Below are 18,690 nucleotides of genomic sequence, written 5' to 3'. Positions count from 1 at the left end.
TCACTACTCCTGAAGCTCCGGGACGCCGGCGAGCGCGGCGGTCGCGGCCGCCACCACCTCGGCGGGCGTCCGCGTGTCGGTGTCGATCTCGACCGTGGCGACCTCCCGGTACACCGGCAGGCGCGCGTCGAGCAGGGTCTTGAAGGTGGCGCGCGGGTTCACGCCCGCGAGCAGCGGCCGGGCGGTGGACAGGCCGGCGCGCTGGACCCCGGCGGCCAGGCCGACGTTCAGGAACACCACCGTGTGCTCGGCCAGCAGCGCGCGGGTCGACGGCGTGAGCGGGGCGCCGCCGCCGAGCGAAAGGACGCCCTCGTGCTCCGCCAGCGCGGTGGCGACGGCCTCGGCTTCGAGCACCCGGAACGCCGGCTCGCCGTCCTCGGCGAAGATGTCCGAAATGGACCGTCCGGCGCGCGCGACGATGTCGTCGTCGGTGTCGCGGAACACCACGCCGAGCGCTTCGGCGAGCAGCGGGCCGACCGTGCTCTTGCCCGAGCCGGGCGGCCCGATCACCACCGCGCGGGGGCTCACCAGCGCTCCTCGAGCGCCTTCAGGTAGCCCTCGGCGTTGCGCTTGCTCTCGGCCAGCGAGTCGCCGCCGAACTTCTCCAGCGCGGCGTCGGCCAGCACCAGCGCGACCACCGACTCCAGCACCACGCCCGCGCGGGGCACGGCGCACACGTCGGAGCGCTGGTGGATGGCCACGGCCGGCTCGCCGGTCCGGACGTCCACAGTGGACAGCGCCTTGGGCACGGTGGAGATCGGCTTCATCGCGACGCGCACCCGCAGCGGCTCGCCGTTGGTGATGCCGCCCTCCAGCCCGCCCGCGCGGTTGGACCGGCGGGTGACGCCGACCGGGCCGGTGCCGCGGTCGATCTCGTCGTGCGCCTGGCTGCCCCAGCGGCGGGCGGTGGTGAAGCCGTCGCCGACCTCGACGCCCTTCATGGCCTGCACGCCCATCAGCGCGCCGGCCAGGCGGGCGTCGAGCCTGCGGTCCCAGTGCACGTGCGAGCCGAGGCCCGGCGGCAGCCCGTAGGCGAGCACCTCGATCACGCCGCCGACGGTGTCGCCGGCTTTGCGGACGGCGTCCACCTCGGCGACCATCGCCTCGGTGCCCTCGGCCGAGAACGCCCGCACGGGGCTCTCGTCCACGGCGTCGAGGTCGCCGGGCTGCGGCAGCGGCCCCTCGGGCGCGTCGGCCCCGCCGATCGAGACGACGTGGCTCAGCACCTCCACGCCGAGCAGCTGGCGCAGGAAGTTCCGCGCCACCGTGCCCAGCGCCGTGCGCGAAGCGGTCTCGCGGGCGCTCGCGCGCTCGAGCACGGGGCGCGCTTCGTCGAAGCCGTACTTCTGCATGCCGGGCAGGTCGGCGTGCCCGGGCCGGGGCCGGGTCAGCGGCTCGTTGCGGGCCAGCCCGGCGAGCACCTCGGGGTCCACCGGATCGGCCGCCATGACCTGCTCCCACTTGGGCCACTCGGCGTTCTCGATCTGCACCGCGATGGGGCCGCCCTGCGACAGCCCGTGGCGGACGCCGCCGAGGAACTGCACGTTGTCGGTCTCGAAGCCCATCCGCGGGCTGCGGCCGAACCCGAGCCGCCGTCGCGCGAGCTGCGCGGTGAGGTCCCCGGTGGTCACCTCCACCCCGGCGGGCAGGCCCTCGAGCACAGCGGCGAGGGCGGGTCCGTGTGATTCTCCTGCGGTGATCCAGCGCAACACCGGGTAATCCTGTCACGTCCCCCGCCGCTCCGGGCGGCAGCCCCTCAGCTCACGGCCACCCCCGATCCCGGCCCGGCGACCACCGCGCACAGCCAGGTGGCCAGCAGCAACGCCGGACCGTGTGGGATTCGCGGTGACCGGGGTGGCCGATGGGTGAGGTCCGGGCGAGGTGCGGGTGACGGCTCATCGACGGCGGTGGCTGAGACGGCCGGAGACTGGGGGCAGGCGGTCTGGTGCGCCGGCCCGTCACCCGGTTTCGGCTGAAGTGCGGCAGTTCTCCGAGGTCGCCAGGTCAGGGCACGCAGGTGGCCGGCCGCGGCGAGTGCGGCGCTCAGGAAACTGGCGGCCACCGCGGCGAAGGCGAGCGCGGGCCAGCCGACGGCGCCCAGTACCGCGCCGAGGCTGCCGGTGAGTTTCACGTCGCCTGCGCCGAGTTGTCCTGGGGCGAGGTGGCGGACCAGCAGATGCGCGCCGCCGAATAGCAGGGCTCCGGCGAGGGCGGCGGTCAGCGTTTCGAGGCCGCCGCCGGCCAGTGCGACGGCGAGGAGGGGGTACGCGGGGAGGGTCAGCACGTCCGGCAGCCGCCGGTGGCGGACGTCGGCCAGTGCGAGTGGGGCGCCGAGCACCGTGACGAGCCAGGTGACCGGCAGCCACCAGCCCGGCCAGCCGCCCGCCTGCCATCGCCACGCGACGACCGCCGCCCCGGTCCCGGCGAGCATCGCCGCGAGCCTGAGCGAAATCGGCGCGCCGGCTCCGCGCACCAGTAGCCCCGCGCCACTGGCCGCGAGGGCGCCGGCCGCTATGACCAGCGAGAACAGTCCCCATTCCATGCCGGCCACGCTGACAGGGAACCGCCTTCGCAGGCAATCAAACGCTGTCGCGAAAGGTCCCCTCGCGACGCGCGGAGCGTCTTTTCACTCGACCGGGTAACGGACCCAGGGCCGGCGAGCGGCAAACCACGGGAGGACAGGACTGCGCCCCAGCGTCGCGTGATCCGGTCGGGTTGACGTGGCTTGCTGGAACGGTCGAGGCCGGGAGCCGGCCACTGCACGGGGGACATGGCCGGAGCGGGCCGCGAGCCGGTGACAGGTGTGACTCCCGAGGTCCCTGAGGTCCCTGAGGTCCCTGAGGTCCCTGAGATCCCAGTGACACAACGACACGCAGCGAATGCCTCATGGGCTGCACTCAGCGCAGCCAACGAGGCATCCGCTCCACCACGCCCGCGCCGGGATCACCGAGCGCGCCCACACCACGAAACGTAAAAACGACAGAATCACGAAAGACCAGCCGACTCGCCGGCGGAACCAGCCGGCCCCGATTTCCCTCAACCAAGCCAAAACCCGCGCGCGCGAGTGTCCAGACGCGACGAACCGGCCGCGCCTCGAGGGCACGGCCGACGACGGTGCGGCGACAAAACCCCTGTCGCCGCCCGAAACCGGTGTCCTCAGCGGGACACGGCCACCGACCGGCGGGATTGCAGGTCACGGACCAGCAGGACCAGCCCGAAGATCACGCACAGCGCCTCGGTCACCACGCCCCAGTACTCGAACTGGCTGTTGAACTGGTCGTGCACCCCGAAGAACCCGACCGTGGTGGCCAGGAAGTACGACACGAGCGTCACGGCGCCGAAGCCGAACGTGAAGAACGCGGGCAGCCAGTGCTTCCAGAACAGCACCGCGACGGCGATCACGACGCCGGCGATGCCGTTCAGCAGGAACAGCGGGCCGACCACGGCGATGTCCGAATAACCGCTGCCCCAGTACAGGTAGAAGTGCACCAGCGCCGAGCCCACCAGCCCGACCGCGGCGACCACGCGGAACCACTTGTCCATGACCGAACCTCCACTCCGACCCACCCTGGATCCCTTCGGCAGGTACACGGACGGCGGCCCGTTTCGGTTCACCCAGGGCCCGCGGAGGAGATCACGAACAATCTCGCGAACCGGTGAACCGGACCGCCTCCGATCTCGTTCCCAGAGGTATGACTGCCGAACTGCACTCCCGCCGTTCCGTCCTCACCACCGGTGCCGCCGTGGCCGGTGCCGCCGTGGGCACCGTGGCCCTCGCCGCCTGTGGCGGTGGCTCGGGGGCGAGCGCCGAAGCGCCGAAGCCGGGCGGAAAGGTGATCGCGCTGACCGAGGTGCCCGTGGGCCAGGCGAAATCCGCGAAGACCCCGGACGGCCAGGACGTGATCGTCGCCCAGCCTGCCGCCGGGACCGTCGCCTGCTTCAGCGCCGTCTGCACGCACCAGGGCTGCACCGTGAACCCGCCCAGCGGCGGCGAGCTGCACTGCCCGTGCCACGGCTCGGTCTTCGACGCGCTCACCGGCGCGGTCAAGAAGGGGCCCGCGGACAAGCCGTTGCCGAAGGTCAACGTGAAGGTCGAGAACGGACAGGTCACCACCGCCTGAACCAGGCGGGAAACCCACGAAACAGGGCCCCTTGTGGACGGTCATCGTCCACAAGGGGCCCTGCTGCCGTAAACGCCCAGTCCCTAAAGCCCAGCCGCTAAACGCTCAGTCGCTCCAGGTGAACAGCGGGTCGCCCGCGGCGACCTCGCGTCCGGGCTCGAGGTCGGCGAGCACCTCGGCCGGCGCGTCGAGCCCGACCACCGGCACGATCGGCGAGTACCCGGCGGCCGCGACGGCCTCGGGGTCCCAGCCCACTACCGGCTGCCCGGCGCGCACCGCCTCGCCCTTCACCACGTGCAGGGTGAAGCCCTCGCCCTTCTCCTTCACCGTGTCGATGCCCAGGTGGACGAGCACGGCGCGGCCGTCCTCGGTGGCCACCACGAACGCGTGCGGGTGCAGGGTCACGACCGTGCCGTCGACCGGCGCGACCGCGTCGGCCCGCCCGCCGCTCGGCACCACGGCGATGCCGGGCCCGACCATGGCCTCGGCGAACACCGGGTCCGGCACCTCGGTGATCGCGACCACCCGGCCGGCGACCGGGCTCAGGATCGACAGACTCACATCAGGTCCTCGATGTCGCTGGCGATCGTGTCGGCCTCGGGGCCGACGATCACCTGCACGCCCGAGCCCATCCGCACCACGCCCATCGCGCCCGCGGCCTTGAGCGCCGGCTCGTCGATCAGGCTCATGTCCTCCAGCTCGCACCGCAGCCGCGTGATGCAGCCTTCGATCTCGACGATGTTGCCCGATCCGCCGAGTGCCGCGAGAATCTTCTCCGGCCTGTCGTCCGCCATCGCGGCCTCCTCGTTTCCTGTTGCTTTCCCACGTGAGCAAGCTGCATTTCCAGCAGTACTACGCCGTTCGTCGGCATGCACGCCGCGGTCGGCCACGAACGCATAACGGTGGTTGACACCCGCTCGCCCGCCGGAGCATCCTGCCCCATCATGTCATTGGTCTAGACCGGAACGTACCAATCTTCCGGCCCGGACGCGAGCACCGGTTTGCGGTGCGACGAGACGAGGGAGGGTGACGCCGATGAGCGCGGCCGCGCACGTCCCGCCACCCGATCGGGTCGAGCGGGTGGTGAACGGGCCCACGCCCAAGCACGCCCAGCTGCGGGAGATCCTGCGCCGCTCGGTCGAGCGAGAGCTGCCGCCGGGGTCGCCGATCCCGTCGGAGCGGGAGCTGGCCCAGCGTTACGGTGTCTCGCGGCTCACAGTCCGCTCGGCGATCGGGAAGCTCGTCGAGGAGGGCCTGCTGGCCAGAGTCCGCGGCAAGGGCACCTTCACCGCCGCACGGCGGATGGAGCTGCAGCTCTACCTGATGTCGTTCACCGACGACATGCGCCGGCGGGGGCTCACCCCGACCACGGAGGTCGTCTCGACCGCCACGGAGATCCCGCCGGTGACCTCGGCCCACGCACTCGGCCTCGGTGAAGGCGTGCCCGCCCACCGCCTCGTGCGGCTGCGGCGCGCCGATGGCGTGCCACTGGCCGTGGAACGCGGCTGGTACCACGCCGGCCGGACCCCCGGCCTGCTCGACCTCGACCTGTCCCGTTCGCTGTACGCCCAGCTCGGCGAGGCCTTCGACCTCCGCCCGGACCAGGCGTACCAGACGGTGTGGGCCGAGTCCGCGGACCGCGAAACGGCGCGCTTGCTCGGCATGCGCACCGGCAGTCCGCTCCTGGTCTTCCGCCGGGTCTCCAGCGCCAACGGAGAGCCGGTCGAGGACATGACGTCCTGGTACCGGGGAGACCACTACCAGGTGACCATGCAGTTGGATCGGAACACCCCGGATTCCGGCCACGAACCCCACTATGGAGGTACCCGATGAGCGCCACCACCGCGGAGGGGGCGAAGGGCAAGAAGAGCGGCAGCGGCCTCGCCGGCCTGCAGCGCTTCGGCCGCAGCCTCATGCTGCCCATCGCCACCCTGCCCGCGGCCGGTCTGCTGAACCGGCTCGGCCAGGACGACGTGTTCGGCAAGGACGGGCTGGGCTGGAACAAGGTCGCGGCCGTGATCGGCGCGGCGGGCGGTGGCCTGTTCGACTGGCTGCCGCTGCTGTTCGCGATCGGCATCGCGGTCGGCTTCGCCCGCAAGGGCGACGGTTCGACCGCCGTCGCCGCGGCTGTCGGCTGGGTCGTCTTCAACAAGGTCATCCAGGCCATCGCGCCGATCAGTTCCCAGCAGGGTTACAAGCCCGGCTGGGACGGCGCGCCCATCCACTGGCCGTACAGCGTGCTGACCGGTGTCGTCTCCGGCATCGTGGCAGCGCTGCTGTGGCAGCGTTACCACCGCATCAAGCTGCCGGCCTGGCTGGCGTTCTTCGGCGGCCGCCGGTTCGTGCCGATCATCACCGCGCTGGCGATGATCATCCTCGGCGTGATCTTCGGCCTGCTGTTCAAGTACGTCGACGAGGGCATCACCTCGATCGGCAAGGCAGTGGTCGGCTCGCCGGTCATCGGTGGCGGCATCTACGGCTTCCTGAACCGCCTGCTCATCCCGATCGGCCTGCACCAGCTGCTGAACGTGCCGGTGTGGTTCATCTTCGGCGGCGGCGACCTGACCAACTTCTTCAACCACGTGCAGGGTTCCGGCACGTTCATGACCGGCTTCTTCCCGATCTTCATGTTCGCCCTGCCCGCCGCGGCGCTGGCGATCTGGCAGACCGCGAAGCCGTCGCAGAAGAAGATCGTCGGCGGCATCATGATCTCGGCGGCGCTGACCTCGTTCATCACCGGCGTCACGGAGCCGATCGAGTTCGCGTTCATGTTCGTCGCGTGGCCGCTGTACCTCTTCCACTCGGTGATGACCGGCATCTCGCTGGCGGTCTGCAACGCGCTCGGGATCAAGCTCGGCTTCTCGTTCTCGGGCGGCGCGATCGACTTCGCCCTGAACTCGTCGCTGGACACCGCGCACAAGGCGTGGCTGCTCATCCCGATCGGGCTGATCCTCGCCGTCATCTACTACGTGGTGTTCCGGTTCGTGATCACGAAGTGGAACCTGCGCACCCCGGGCCGTGAGGACGACTCGGTCGAGGCCGACCTCGAACGCACGGCCGCGAAGTAAGATCACCAGACAGCTGAGCAAGGAGAAGAGGACGGACATGCCGGAGAAACGAGTCACCGTGGCCAGCAAGGTGGGCCTGCACGCCAGGCCGGCCGCGCTGGTCGCCAAGGCGGCCGCGGCACAGCCCGTCGCGGTGAGCATCGCCAAGGCCGGCGGCGACCCGGTGGCCGCCGGCAGCGTGCTCAACCTGATGACGCTGGCCGCCGGTTACGGCGACGAGGTCGTCATCAGCGCCGAGGGCGAAGGGGCCGAGGCCGCGGTGGACGCGGTCGCGGAGCTCGTCGCCACCGATCTCGACGCTCACTAGGTACGCTCCAGGGGCAAAGCCCGAAGGGGCTGCCCGGGACCCGCAAACGGCCCCGGGCAGCCCCTTCTCGCGTTCCATTACGCTGGCGGGCATGGAAAGCCTGCGCCTGATCGACGAGTGGCCGGTGGACAACGCGGCGGCCGCGGTGGTGGCCGCCGGCGGCCAGGTCGTGGCCGGCCACGGCGACACCGCGACGGTGTTCCGGCTGGCCTCGGTGACCAAGCTGCTCACCGCCTACACCGCGCACATCGCGCTGGAGGAGGGCGTGCTCGAGCTGGACACCCCGGCCGGGCCCGAGGGCTCGACGGTGCGCCACCTGCTCGCGCACACCTCCGGGCTCGCGTTCGACGCGCACAAGGCGATGGCCGCGCCCGGCACGCGCCGGCTGTACTCCAACGCCGGGTTCGAGGAGCTGGCGGACGCGCTGGCGGAGCACTCCGGCATCCCGTTCACCGACTACCTGTCCGAGGCGCTGCTGGGGCCGCTCGGCATGACCGCCACGAAGCTGGACGGCTCGCCCGCGTCCGGCGCGGCGTCCACTGTGGACGACCTGGCCCGGTTCGCCGCGGAGCTGCAGGCGCCGAAGCTGCTCGCGCCGGAGACGCTGGCCGCGGCCACCGAGGTCGCCTTCCCCGGGCTGAACGGCGTGCTGCCCGGCTTCGGCCACCAGAAGCCCAACGACTGGGGCCTCGGCTTCGAGCTGCGGGACCACAAGAGTCCACATTGGACAGGATCGGCCAGCTCGCCCCGCACGTTCGGCCACTTCGGCCAGTCCGGCACGTTCCTGTGGGTGGACCCGGACGCGCGCCACGCCTGCGTCGCGCTGGCCGACCGCTCGTTCGGCCCGTGGGCGGCCGAGGTGTGGCCGCGCCTGACCGACGCCGTGCTCGCCGAACTGGCCGCGTGAGGCGAGCCCTCGCCGCGGCCGCCCTGCTGCTCGCGGCGAGTGCGTGCAGCGCGCCGGAAGCCACCACCGCCGCCGCCCCGGCCACTCGTGCCGACGCTCCCCCGGCCATGGGCACCAACGGCGCCGCCGTGCCCGCGCTGAGCTGGGCGCCGTGCCACGGCGGGTTCCAGTGCGCGAGCGCGTCCGTCCCGCTCAGCTACCGCGAGCCGCACGGCTCGCAGGTCTCGCTGGCCGTGATCAAGCTGCCCGCCACCGACCCCGCGCACCGGATGGGCTCGCTGTTCTTCAACTTCGGCGGCCCCGGCTCCGACGGCGTCGGCGAGCTGACCCGGTTCGGCGCCCGCTACCCGGCCGAGCTGCGCGCGCGGTTCGACCTGGTGAGCTTCGACCCGCGCGGAATCGGTGGCAGCGCACCGATCCACTGTCCCGGCGCGGAGGACATCCATCCGGGCGGGTCGCCGCTGCGGCCGGAGCAGAACGCCGCGTTCTGGTCGGCCAGCGCGGCGCCCGGGAAGGCTTGCGCGGCCGGCACCGGCGCGGAGCTGGCGCACCTGTCCACGGCGAACGTCGCCCGGGACCTCGACCTGCTGCGCCAGGCCGTCGGCGACCAGGAACTCAACTACTACGGCTATTCCTACGGCACCTACCTCGGCGGCACGTACGCGAACCTGTTCCCCGGCCGGTTGCGCGCGATGACGCTCGACGGCACCCTCGACCTCGTCGCCAATTCCACCGGCAAGCCCGGCCAGGAGCACGAGCCGGTGGACGTGCGCGCCGACGTCGCGACGGCCCAGCAGCAGGAGCTGGAACAGTTCTTCGCCGCGTGCACCGCCGCCGGGCCGTCGAACTGCGCTTTCGCCGGCGGTGACCCGAAAGCGAAGTTCGCCGCGGTCTTTGCACGGCTGAGTCACGGGCCGGTCGGCGGCGTGACCACGGCGTCGCTGCTGCAGACCATCGAGAGCGCGCTGTATCAGTCGGGCCGGTGGAAGCGGCTGGGGCAGGTGCTCGCCGCACTCGTGCCGTCGTCGGCCGTGGCGCCGGCGCCGGTGCTCGACCCGTACACGCCGGTCCACAGCACGGGATTCCTCGCCGTGCAGTGCCTGGACAGCGACGTGCCGGAGCAGCTCGCGGACTACCTCCCGCTGGCCGCCGCCGAGGAGAAGCGCCAGCCCTATTTCGGCCTGGCGCCGGTGTTTTCCATGGCGCAGTGCGTCAAGTGGCCCGCACGCGACGAGGATCGTTACACCGGCCCGTGGAACCGGCCGCGGCCGCATCCGATCCTGGTGCTGAACAACCGTTACGACCCGGCCACCCCGCTCGCCAACGCGCAGGCGACCGCCGCCGAATTGGGCGACGGCAACCTATTGGTGGTCGACGGCTTCGGGCATACCTCGCTCGACGTGCACAGTGCGTGCGCCTCGGCGGCGGTGGCGCGCTACTTCATCGACCTGACCCCGCCTGCCGACGGCGCGACCTGCGCTCCGGACACGGCGCCGTTTTCCTGAGCCTTCCTGAGTCACAGATCGCGCAGGTTGATCAGGGACCGCAGGCCCAAGCGTCGGCGGAATTCGTTGCTGCGCAAGCCATCCACCACGGTCGCGATGCCGAGCCAGGTGGCCTCGGCGTCTTCGACCAGCCCCTGCACGCCCAGTGCCTGTCCCCCGGTCTCGATCCACTCGTCGACCATCAGCACCCGGTCGGACGCGTGCACCAGGCACTTGCGGAAGCCGAGGTCGAGGTGGCGGTCGCGGTAGTCCGGCGGGGTCGTGCGGTGCCGCCAGGCGTCGCTGTCGCAGCTGGGGGCGCGGTTCTTGCGCACCTCGACGAAACCGACGCCGAAGTGCAGCGCGACCAGCGGCCCCAGCAGGCACCCGCGCGACTCCGGTCCCAGCACGACGGTCGGGCGCTCGTCTTCGAACAGCGCGCCCAGCGCCGGGCCCAGGTCCTGGAGCAGCCCAGGGGCGCGCCACCACCCCGTCACGTCGGCGTACCAGTGCTCGTCGGTACGGTCGCCGTGCCAGACGGTGGCCGCGCGCAGGCGGGTCCGCAGCTGGTTCGACATGCCTTGATGGTCACACCGCCGGCCCCGCCGCGGCGACCGAATTACTCCTCAGCCCATGAGGCGCACCGGCGAGCCCGCTTGGAAGGCCGCGATGTCCTCGCCCGCGTCCCGGTAGAAGATCTCGTAGGTCTCGCGGCTGACGTAGCCGATGTGCGGAGTGAGGATCGCGTTGCCCAGCGTGCGCAGCGGGTGGTCGGCGGGCAGCGGCTCGGTGTCGTAGACGTCGAGTGCGGCCGTGCCGATCACCTTGCGGCGCAAGGCATCCACCAGCGCGGCCTCCTCGACGATCGGGCCGCGCGAGGTGTTCACCAGCATCGCGGACGGCTTCATCAGCGCGAGTTCGCGCGCACCGACCAGGCCGCGGCTGCGGTCCGAGAGCACCAGGTGGATCGACAGCACGTCCGATCGCGCGAACAGCTCGTCCTTGGTGACCAGGGTGACGCCGTGCTCCGCGGCCTTCTCCGCGGTGAGGTTCTGGCTCCACGCGATCGGCACCATTCCGAACGCCTGGCCGATCCTCGCCGCTTCGGCGCCGAGCCGGCCCAGGCCCAGCAGCCCGAGCGTCTTGCCGTGCAGCATCGTGCCGACGCCGGTCTGCCAGCCGCCCTCGCGCATCGAGCGGAACTCGGCGGGCAGGTTCCGGGCCGCGGCGAAGATGAGCGCCCAGGTGAGCTCGGCCGTCGGCGGGCCGAGATACCCGGTCGCCGACACGACGATCCCGTTGCGGTGGGCCGCTTCCAGGTCGATCGCCGCGTTGCGGGGGCCGGTGCTCACCAGCAGCCGGAGGTCCGGCAGCCGGTCGAGCACCTCGGCCGGGAACCGCGTCCGCTCACGCATCGCGACGACGACGTCGAACCCGGCCAGCCGCTCCACCACCTCCGACGGGCCGCCGAACGCCTCGGTGAAGACCTGGATCTCGGCCTCGAGGGAGGCCCAGTCGCCGAAGGTCAGCGCCACGTTCTGGTAGTCGTCGAGAATCGCGATCTTCATACCCGCCACCGTAGCCGGGCTCACCGGGCCAGGCTGCGGAAGTACCGGAACCGCGGCTTGACGCGACCCGCTTGACGTCGCCGAACTCCTTGCGGGCCAAGGAGATCAGGCCCACGCCGACGTCCAGGCCGCGCACGTCGGCTCCCGCTGGATTCGTCCTGCTGCGCGGCGCGGGCCCGGGTGACGATCTCCTCGATCACCTCGCCCTTGGCGTCGGCGTAGTTCTGGATGTAGCGCCAGGTCCGGGCGGCCAGCTCGCGTTTTTTGCCCAGGTACAGCGCCAGTTCTTCAGGGTGCGCGCGCATCCGGTTGCGGAAGAGCAGGTAACGCTCGGTCTGCCCGTTGCCGGGCGAGTGGACGTGCAGGTTGATGTTGGTGTCCGGGCCCTTGAGGAGCCGGTGCTTCTCCCAGTCCGGCTCGCGGATGGTCAGGCGGTAGCCGGCGGCCTCCAGCGCGGGCAGGTACGTGTCCTCGTCGTCGGAATCAGGCACCTCCAGCAGGATGTCGATGATCGGCTTGGCGGCGAGCCCGGGCACGGACGTGGAGCCCACGTGCTCCAGCAGCACCACGAGGTCCCCCAGCAGGGTGCGGATGCGTTCGGCCTCGCGTTCGTAGAGCTTCGGCCACTCCGGGTCGTACTCGGCGAGTGTCACCGTGCTGTTGAGCTGCGGCGCCTCGCCGACCCAGGCGGCCTGGATCTCTTCGTCGGTGAAGGCCTGCTGACTGATTTCGGGCACAGATCTTTCCCCTCAGACGTGCGGAAGACAGTCGGCCAGGATATCAAGCGAGATGCAACGGCACCAGGCCGCCGGTGGCCGTGTGCAGGGCGTCCCGCATCTCGGCCCGGGGCGCGGGGCGCCCGGTGAAGTGCTCGGCCTGGCCGAAAGCCTGGTGCAGCAACATGTCCAGCCCGGTGGCGAGCCGCCCGCCGCGCTTGTCGACGGCCTCGGCCAGCGGGGTCGGCCACGGGTGGTAGATCACGTCGAGCACGCAGGGCACCGCCGCGAGCGCGGGCACGTGCGGCAGCACGGCTTCCGGCGGCACGGTGCTCACCAGCACGGCCGTGCGCGCTGCCAGCGCGGTGAAGTCCACTTCGGACCAACGTCGCACGTCCACGTCGAGGCCCGCGCGCTCGGCCGCGCCGAGCGTCTCCCCCGCCCGCGCCGGCTCGCGCACGACCAGGCTGACCACGGTGACGCCGAGCGCCGCGAGCCCCACGACCGCGGCCGCCGCCGTGCCCCCGGCACCGAGCACCACGGCACGGTCACCGGGCGAGGGCGTGTACCCGCCACCGGCCCGCAGCGCACCCGTGACACCGTCGACGTCCGTGCAGTCGGCGAGCCACCCACCGGGAACACGCACCAGCGTGTTCGCCGCGCCGACGGCCGCCGCCCGATCGGTGACCTCCGTGGCGTGGTCGAGCGCAGCCCGTTTGCCCGGCATCGTCACCGACAGCCCGACCCACTCCGGGCCGAGGCCGTCCACGAGCGCGGGCAGCTCTTCGGCGCCGGTCTCGATCTGCTCGTACGTCCAGCCGGTCAGGCCCAGCGCCCGGAACGCGGCCTCGTGCAGCACCGGTGACAGCGAGTGCGCCACCGGGCGGCCGAGCACCGCGGCCTTGCGGACGACGTCAGAAGACACCTTTTGCCTGCGCCTCGTGCACGTTCTTCTGGTGGTCGGCGTACGTCACGGCGAAGCAGGACTGGCCGTTCGCCTCGCACTTGACGAAGTACATCCAGTCCCCCGGCGGCGGGTTCAGCGCCACGGCGATGGCGTCGGTGCTCGGCACCGCGATCGGGGTGGGGGTGAGCCCGGTCATCGTGTAGGTGTTGTAGGGCCCGGGCCGGTTCCGGTCTTCGTCACTCGTCTTCAACGTGGGCTGGTCGAGCGGGTAGTTGACGGTCGAGTCCAGCTGCAGGCGCGCCTTCTGGGCGAGCCGGTTGTAGATGACCCGCGAGATCTTGCCGAAGTCGGACTTCACCGCCTCGCGCTCGACCAGCGACGCGATGATCAGCGTCTGGTACGGCGTCATGCCCGGCCCGGCCTTCTGCGCGGTCAGCCCCGCGGCCTGGAGCGCGTCGGCCGACTGGTGCACCAGGTTGGTGATCAGCTCGGTCGCGGTCCAGCCGGGCTTGACGTCGTAGACGCCGGCCGCGATCAGGCCTTCGAGGCGCTTGTCCTTGCTCAGCGCCTTGTCCGCGGGCTCCAGCGCCCAGTCCGGCACGCCGAACGCCTTGAGGTCGCCGTTCGCCACGGTCTTGCGCAGCTCGTCGACCGAGATGCAGGTGTTCTTGCCGTTCAGGTCCGCGCAGGAGGCCTTCGACATCAGGCTGAACACACCCGGGGTGACCTTGCCGCCGGGCTGCTTGATGTCGTCGAACTGCGTGTACGGGCGGATCTCCAGCCGGCCGACCTGCGACGACGGCGCGGTGATCATCTCCACCGCGCTCGCGCCCGACATGTGCTGCTTGAGCACGTAGTAGCCGTGCTGGATGCGGTTGAGCGCGGTGTTGTCCGCGCCGGCCTTGACAAACGCCTTGGCGCTCGCGACCACCCCGGCGTCGGTCAGCTTCGTGCCGATCGCGGTCGTGGTGTCGCCGTCGTCGATCTGGACGAGGGTGCTGCCCTCACCGGAGCCGTCGTAGTCCGCGTAGCCGAAGATCTTCTGGTAGCCGAACCAGGCGCCGCCGGCGAGCAGCACGAGCACGGTCAGGGCCGCGACCCAGCCGAGTGCCCGCTTGCGCTTGCGGCCCTTGCGCTTGGCCTTGGCCTTTTTGCCGCGGCCGGGCTTCTCCTCGGCCGGTTCCTCGTGCGACTCCTCGTCTTCCTCGTACTCGTCCTCGTAGTCCTCGTAGTCGTCGTACTCGCCTTCGTACTCTTCGTCGTCGCCGAAGAGGCCGTCGATCTGCGTGCCGTGCTCCGCCGGAACGGACTCCGGCTCGGAGACGGCGGGGATGACGTCGGTCGGGTTCTCCACCGGCCGCGGCGGCTCGGGACGGCGCCGTCGCGGCGGGGTGAACCTCGGGTCCGGCGGCATGGAACCGTCCACCGGCCCGGCGAACCGCGGGTCGGGCGGCATCGAGGGGTCACCAGGGTCACGGCGCAGCCGCGGGTCCGGCGGCATCGACGGATCGCCACCGCGGTTCAGTCGTGGGTCGGGTGGCATCGAGCCGTCGACGGGACCGGCAAACCGCGGGTCCGGCGGCATCGAAGGCTCGCCAGGATCGCGACGCAGCCTCGGGTCCGGCGGCATCGAGGGGTCACCGGGATCGCGACGGCGCGGCGGCGGACCGGCGGCCAGGCGCGGGTCCCCAGGCGGCGGGTCACCGGCGTCGGCGCGGCGACGACGTCCGGCGGGCGGCGCCTCACCGGGCAGCGGCACATCGCCGGTGTCGGCACGACGGCGGCGACGCGGCGACGGCGCGTCAGCAAGGGGGTCGCCCGACGGCTGAGGGAGCTCGTCACGACGGCGACGTCCCGGAGCAGGCGGCACATCGGCATCAGCACGACGACGGCCTACCGGGGCAGGACCGTCGGGCGGAGGCAAGTCCGGCGCGTCCGCACGGCGGCGACCGGGCGCATCCGACGGAGGCAGATCCGCGGCGTCGCTACGACGGCGACGGCCCGGCGACGGCGGCACGTCCGGCAGCTCGGCGTCCTCACGACGACGGCGACCCGGTGCAGGAGCCGCATCCGCAGGAGGCAGAGCAGGCTCCTCGCGACGACGGCGTCGGCCCGGCGGAGGCTGGGACGGCTGCGGAGGCAGCTCGTCGGCCTCCTCGCGGCGGCGGCGAGGAGGCCTCGCGGCGGGCGGCGCGGCGTCGTACGGCTCGGCGGGCTGGCCGCGGCGCGGGCGTGCCGGCGGCGGGGGCAGCTCGTGGGATCCCGACGGGCGCGGCGGCGTGCGGCGGGCGCGACGGGGGGCGTCGCCGGCGGGCGGCTCGGTGCCGCGCAGCCGACGGCGGCCGCGTTCTTCCTCGGGACCGCGGGGCTCGGTCATGACTCGCCTTTCCGGGCGCGCTGCGCGGCGGCGGCGTCGAGCCAGGCCTGCAGGATCTCGACGGCGGCGGCCTGGTCGACCACCGCTCGCTGCTTACGTCCCTTGACCCCCCGCTGGGAGAGCATCCGGGACGCGGTGACCGTCGTCAACCGCTCGTCGCCGAGGCGCACCGGCACGTCGCCGAGCCGCGCCGCCAGCTTGTCCGCGTACTCCACGGCAATCTGCGCGGCCGGTCCCTGCCGGTTCGCCAACGTCCTCGGGAGGCCCACAATCACCTCGACCACCTCGTGTTCGGTGACGAGTTCGGCAAGCCGGTCCAGATCGCTGTCGTCCTTCGCATCACGGGAGAGGGTAACGAGCGGGCTCGCGAGAATGGGGGCGGGATCGCTGAGCGCCACCCCTACCCGGACAGAGCCGACATCGACCCCGAGCCGCCTGCCCCGGCCCGGACCGGACGCATCCGGCCGATCCGGGCCCCGCTGGGGTCTACTGGGCAACGTCGGCGACCGCCGCGCGCAGGGCCGTCACGGCCGCCTGCGCCCCGCCCGGGTTGCTGCCGCCACCCTGGGCCATGTCGGGCTTGCCGCCGCCACGTCCGCCGATGGCACCGGCGAACGACGGCACGAGCTTGCCCGCGGCGATGCCCTTGTCGCGCGCCGCCGCCGTGGTGGCCACGACGAACGCGACCTTGTCGCCGGACGGCGCGAACAGCGCCACCACCCCGGGCCGCTCGCCGAGCCGGCCGCGGATGTCGGAGGCCAGTGCGCGCAGGCCGTTGCCGTCCACGTCGGGCACGACCTCGGCGACCACCGAGACGCCGCCCGCGTCCTGGGCCTTGTCCGCGAGCGCGCCGGCCGAGCCGAGCACCTGCTGCGTGCGCAGCTGCTCGATCTCCTTCTCCGCGTTCTTCAGCCGGGTCAGCACGTCCTCGATGCGCGAGGGCAGCTGGTCCGAAGGCACCTTGAAGGTGTTCGCCAGCTGCGAAACGAGCAGCTGCTCCTTGCGGACGTACTTCAGCGCGTCCGGCCCCACCAGCGCCTCGACGCGGTGCACGCCGGAGCCGATCGAGGAGTCCGACACCAGCTTCACCAGGCCGAGCTGGCCGATGCGGTCCACGTGCGTGCCGCCGCACAGCTCACGCGAGTAGTCGCCCATGTCGACCACGCGCACGTCGTTGCCGTACTTCTCGCCGAACAGCGCGACCGCGCCCAGCTCGAGCGCCTTGTCCTTGGTGGTGACGTAGTTCTGGACCTCGACGTCGGTCTGGAGGTACTCGTTGACCTCCTCCTCGACCTCGGTGAGGATGTCGGCCGAAACCGCGCCGGGCGTGGTGAAGTCGAAGCGCATCCGGCCCGGCGAGTTCAGCGAGCCGGCCTGCGCAGCGCGCTTGCCGTACGCGCCGCGCACGGCCGCGTGCACCAGGTGCGTCGCGGAGTGCGAGCGCTCGATCGAGAGCCGCCGGTGCCCGTCGACCGAGCCGGTGACCTCCGTGTCCAGCCCGACCTCGCCCGCGACGACCTCCACGCGGTGCACGAACAGGCCCGGCACGATCTTCTGCACGTCGAGCACCTTCAGCTCGACGCCGTCGCCGATCAGCACGCCGGTGTCGGCGACCTGGCCGCCGCTCTCGGCGTAGAACGGCGTGCGGTCGAGCACCAGCTCGGCCTTGTGGCCCTCGGCGACGCTGCGCACCGGCAGGCCGTCCTCGAGCAGGCCGACGACCTTCGCGGACGCCTGCAGCTCGGTGTAGCCCAGGAACTCGGTTTCGCCGTGCTGCTCCAGCACCTTGCGGTACTCGGACAGGTCGCCGTGGCCGCTCTTGCGCGTCGCCGCGTCGGCCTTCGCGCGCTTGCGTTGCTCGTCCATCAGCGTGCGGAAGCCCGCCTCGTCGACGCTCAGGCCCTGCTCGGACGCCATCTCGAGGGTCAGGTCGATCGGGAAGCCGTAGGTGTCGTGCAGCTGGAACGCCTTGTCCCCGGCCAGCACGTCGCCGCCGTCGCGCTTGGTCTCGGCCGCGGCGAGGTCGAAGATGCGCGAGCCGCTGGTCAGGGTGGCGAGGAACGCCTCCTCCTCCACGCGCACGACCTCGGAGATCCGGTCGAAGCCGCTGACCAGCTCGGAGTAGGTCGGGCCCATGGTGTCGCGCACGACCTCGGCGAACGCCTGCAGCACCGGCTCCTGCACGCCCAGCAGGCGGGTGGAGCGGACGATGCGGCGCAGCAGCCGGCGCAGCACGTAGCCGCGGCCGTCGTTGCCCGGGGTGACGCCGTCGCCGATCAGCATGACGCCGGTGCGGGCGTGGTCGGCGATCACGCGGAAGCGGACGTCGTCGGCGTGGTTCGCGCCGTAGCGGCGGCCGGAGAACTCCTCGGCGCGGCCGATCACCGGGCGCACCAGGTCGGTCTCGTAGACGTTCTCGACGCCCTGCAGGATCGTCGCGACGCGCTCGACGCCCATGCCCGTGTCGATGTTCTTCTTCGGCAGCTCGCCGACCGGCGGGAAGCCCAGCTTCGGGCTCTGCTCGCCGCGGACGTCCTGCATGAACACGAGGTTCCAGATCTCGATGTAGCGGTCCTCGTCGGCCACCGGGCCGCCCTCGCGGCCGTACGCCGGGCCGCGGTCGTAGTAGATCTCCGAGCAGGGGCCGCCGGGGCCGGGCACGCCCATGTCCCAGTAGTTGTCCTTGCCGTCGCGGACCTGGATGCGCTCGCCCGGCAGGCCGGTGAGCTTGCGCCACAGCCCGGCCGCCTCGGCGTCGCCCTCGTAGACGGTCGCCCAGATCCGGTCCGGGTCGAGGCCGAAGCCGCCGTCGTCCTGGGACTTGGTGATCAGCTCCCAAGCGTTGGCGATCGCGCCTTCCTTGAAGTAATCGCCGAAGGAGAAGTTGCCGGCCATCTGGAAGAACGTGTTGTGCCGGGTGGTCTTGCCGACCTCGTCGATGTCCGGCGTGCGCACGCACTTCTGCACGCTGGTCGCGCGCGGGTACGGCGGCGGGGCCTCACCGAGGAAGTAGGGCTTGAACTGCACCATGCCCGCGTTGACGAACAGCAGGTTCGGATCGTCGAGGATCAGCGGCGCGCTGGGCACGCGGGTGTGGCCCCTGCCCTCGAAATGGCGCAGGAAGCGATCGGTGATTTCGTGTGTGTCCACGGGTCATTCCTTGTACTGGGGGCGCGGGTCCGAGCGGACGCACCACGCCGATAGACGGGGAGGCGGCGACGGCGGAGGGCGCCGC

18 protein-coding genes and 1 pseudogene are annotated in these 18,690 nt (G+C 71.9%); 6 read left to right on the top strand and 13 right to left on the bottom strand.

Annotation, left to right across the window (positions count from 1 at the left end):
* Nucleotides 1–3 precede the first annotated feature (3 nt).
* From OG371_RS31095 to OG371_RS31080, 4 genes are all read right to left on the bottom strand, one after another.
* Nucleotides 4–528 carry a shikimate kinase gene (locus tag OG371_RS31095; protein ID WP_329059026.1) on the bottom strand — a complete coding sequence of 175 codons (525 nt, stop codon included), beginning with the start codon at nucleotides 526–528 and terminating at the stop codon, nucleotides 4–6.
* Nucleotides 525–1,712, bottom strand: a complete 1,188-nt coding sequence (gene aroC, locus OG371_RS31090; protein WP_329059025.1) for a chorismate synthase — start codon at nucleotides 1,710–1,712, stop codon at nucleotides 525–527. Before aroC ends, OG371_RS31095 begins: the two co-directional genes overlap by 4 nt.
* A gap of 44 nt (nucleotides 1,713–1,756) precedes the next feature.
* Nucleotides 1,757–2,542: an A24 family peptidase gene (locus OG371_RS31085; RefSeq protein WP_329059023.1), complete on the bottom strand. Its 786-nt coding sequence runs from the start codon at nucleotides 2,540–2,542 to the stop codon at nucleotides 1,757–1,759.
* 614 nt (nucleotides 2,543–3,156) lie between these two features.
* Nucleotides 3,157–3,543, bottom strand: coding sequence for a hypothetical protein (locus OG371_RS31080; protein ID WP_329059022.1), 387 nt, complete (start codon nucleotides 3,541–3,543; stop codon nucleotides 3,157–3,159).
* Between the two features lie 149 nt (nucleotides 3,544–3,692).
* Here OG371_RS31080 and OG371_RS31075 point away from each other — a divergent pair, with 149 nt between their 5' ends.
* Entirely contained in the window at nucleotides 3,693–4,121 is a 429-nt protein-coding gene (locus OG371_RS31075; RefSeq protein ID WP_329059020.1) for a Rieske (2Fe-2S) protein, read from the top strand.
* Between the two features lie 105 nt (nucleotides 4,122–4,226).
* Here OG371_RS31075 and OG371_RS31070 read toward each other — a convergent pair whose 3' ends face one another.
* Together OG371_RS31070 and OG371_RS31065 are read right to left on the bottom strand one after the other, a co-directional pair.
* Nucleotides 4,227–4,682 (bottom strand): PTS sugar transporter subunit IIA, encoded by a 456-nt coding sequence (locus OG371_RS31070; RefSeq protein ID WP_329059018.1) that lies wholly within the window; start codon nucleotides 4,680–4,682, stop codon nucleotides 4,227–4,229.
* Nucleotides 4,679–4,996 carry a PTS glucose/sucrose transporter subunit IIB gene (locus OG371_RS31065; RefSeq protein ID WP_329073316.1) on the bottom strand — a complete coding sequence of 106 codons (318 nt, stop codon included), beginning with the start codon at nucleotides 4,994–4,996 and terminating at the stop codon, nucleotides 4,679–4,681. The genes OG371_RS31070 and OG371_RS31065 overlap by 4 nt, the downstream gene beginning before the upstream one ends.
* 160 nt (nucleotides 4,997–5,156) lie before the next feature.
* On the opposite strand from OG371_RS31065, the gene OG371_RS31060 reads away from it, so the two are divergent.
* From OG371_RS31060 to OG371_RS31040, 5 genes are all read left to right on the top strand, one after another.
* Complete coding sequence (locus tag OG371_RS31060) at nucleotides 5,157–5,954, top strand: GntR family transcriptional regulator (protein ID WP_091619153.1); 798 nt, start codon at nucleotides 5,157–5,159, stop codon at nucleotides 5,952–5,954.
* Entirely contained in the window at nucleotides 5,951–7,189 is a 1,239-nt protein-coding gene (locus OG371_RS31055) for a PTS transporter subunit EIIC (RefSeq protein WP_329059015.1), read from the top strand. Before OG371_RS31060 ends, OG371_RS31055 begins: the two co-directional genes overlap by 4 nt.
* 37 nt (nucleotides 7,190–7,226) lie before the next feature.
* Entirely contained in the window at nucleotides 7,227–7,496 is a 270-nt protein-coding gene (locus OG371_RS31050) for an HPr family phosphocarrier protein (RefSeq protein ID WP_091618739.1), read from the top strand.
* A gap of 91 nt (nucleotides 7,497–7,587) precedes the next feature.
* The gene (locus OG371_RS31045; protein ID WP_329059012.1) at nucleotides 7,588–8,403 is read left to right on the top strand and encodes a serine hydrolase domain-containing protein; all 816 of its coding nucleotides are present in this window, start codon (nucleotides 7,588–7,590) and stop codon (nucleotides 8,401–8,403) included.
* Nucleotides 8,400–9,908 (top strand): alpha/beta hydrolase, encoded by a 1,509-nt coding sequence (locus tag OG371_RS31040; RefSeq protein WP_329059010.1) that lies wholly within the window; start codon nucleotides 8,400–8,402, stop codon nucleotides 9,906–9,908. The genes OG371_RS31045 and OG371_RS31040 overlap by 4 nt, the downstream gene beginning before the upstream one ends.
* 11 nt (nucleotides 9,909–9,919) lie before the next feature.
* Here the strand turns inward: OG371_RS31040 and OG371_RS31035 are convergent, their stop codons facing one another.
* The 7 genes and pseudogenes from OG371_RS31035 to alaS all read right to left on the bottom strand — a co-directional run bounded on the left by OG371_RS31035 (nucleotide 9,920) and on the right by alaS (nucleotide 18,605).
* Nucleotides 9,920–10,465, bottom strand: coding sequence for an adenine phosphoribosyltransferase (locus tag OG371_RS31035; protein ID WP_329059008.1), 546 nt, complete (start codon nucleotides 10,463–10,465; stop codon nucleotides 9,920–9,922).
* A gap of 48 nt (nucleotides 10,466–10,513) precedes the next feature.
* Entirely contained in the window at nucleotides 10,514–11,455 is a 942-nt protein-coding gene (locus OG371_RS31030) for a D-2-hydroxyacid dehydrogenase family protein (protein ID WP_329059007.1), read from the bottom strand.
* 155 nt (nucleotides 11,456–11,610) lie between these two features.
* Nucleotides 11,611–12,183: pseudogene (locus OG371_RS31025) on the bottom strand (GrpB family protein); the annotation flags it as partial.
* Between the two features lie 52 nt (nucleotides 12,184–12,235).
* Nucleotides 12,236–13,066 carry a shikimate dehydrogenase gene (locus tag OG371_RS31020; RefSeq protein WP_329073315.1) on the bottom strand — a complete coding sequence of 277 codons (831 nt, stop codon included), beginning with the start codon at nucleotides 13,064–13,066 and terminating at the stop codon, nucleotides 12,236–12,238.
* Nucleotides 13,067–13,085: 19 nt separating this feature from the next.
* The gene (gene mltG, locus OG371_RS31015; RefSeq protein ID WP_329059003.1) at nucleotides 13,086–15,455 is read right to left on the bottom strand and encodes an endolytic transglycosylase MltG; all 2,370 of its coding nucleotides are present in this window, start codon (nucleotides 15,453–15,455) and stop codon (nucleotides 13,086–13,088) included.
* The gene (gene ruvX, locus OG371_RS31010) at nucleotides 15,452–15,952 is read right to left on the bottom strand and encodes a Holliday junction resolvase RuvX (protein WP_329059001.1); all 501 of its coding nucleotides are present in this window, start codon (nucleotides 15,950–15,952) and stop codon (nucleotides 15,452–15,454) included. The genes mltG and ruvX overlap by 4 nt, the downstream gene beginning before the upstream one ends.
* Nucleotides 15,942–18,605: an alanine--tRNA ligase gene (gene alaS / locus OG371_RS31005; protein ID WP_329059000.1), complete on the bottom strand. Its 2,664-nt coding sequence runs from the start codon at nucleotides 18,603–18,605 to the stop codon at nucleotides 15,942–15,944. Before alaS ends, ruvX begins: the two co-directional genes overlap by 11 nt.
* Nucleotides 18,606–18,690: the final 85 nt, after the last annotated feature.

Source organism: Amycolatopsis sp. NBC_01480 (genome assembly GCF_036227205.1).
Classification (GTDB): Bacteria; Actinomycetota; Actinomycetes; order Mycobacteriales; family Pseudonocardiaceae; genus Amycolatopsis.
The sequence above is the reverse complement of the archived record's forward strand: the minus strand, read 5'-3'. Positions and strand labels throughout refer to the sequence as shown.

What these genes read in the sequence shown, in the direction of transcription:
- OG371_RS31035 (WP_329059008.1), bottom strand. Translation starts at nt 10,465, where the DNA reads ATGTCGAACCAGCTGCGGACCCGCCTGCGCGCGGCCACCGTCTGGCAC.
- OG371_RS31050 (WP_091618739.1), top strand. Translation starts at nt 7,227, where the DNA reads ATGCCGGAGAAACGAGTCACCGTGGCCAGCAAGGTGGGCCTGCACGCC.
- OG371_RS31055 (WP_329059015.1), top strand. Translation starts at nt 5,951, where the DNA reads ATGAGCGCCACCACCGCGGAGGGGGCGAAGGGCAAGAAGAGCGGCAGC.
- mltG (WP_329059003.1), bottom strand. Translation starts at nt 15,455, where the DNA reads ATGACCGAGCCCCGCGGTCCCGAGGAAGAACGCGGCCGCCGTCGGCTG.
- OG371_RS31085 (WP_329059023.1), bottom strand. Translation starts at nt 2,542, where the DNA reads ATGGAATGGGGACTGTTCTCGCTGGTCATAGCGGCCGGCGCCCTCGCG.
- OG371_RS31045 (WP_329059012.1), top strand. Translation starts at nt 7,588, where the DNA reads ATGGAAAGCCTGCGCCTGATCGACGAGTGGCCGGTGGACAACGCGGCG.
- OG371_RS31080 (WP_329059022.1), bottom strand. Translation starts at nt 3,543, where the DNA reads ATGGACAAGTGGTTCCGCGTGGTCGCCGCGGTCGGGCTGGTGGGCTCG.
- OG371_RS31075 (WP_329059020.1), top strand. Translation starts at nt 3,693, where the DNA reads ATGACTGCCGAACTGCACTCCCGCCGTTCCGTCCTCACCACCGGTGCC.
- OG371_RS31060 (WP_091619153.1), top strand. Translation starts at nt 5,157, where the DNA reads ATGAGCGCGGCCGCGCACGTCCCGCCACCCGATCGGGTCGAGCGGGTG.
- OG371_RS31030 (WP_329059007.1), bottom strand. Translation starts at nt 11,455, where the DNA reads ATGAAGATCGCGATTCTCGACGACTACCAGAACGTGGCGCTGACCTTC.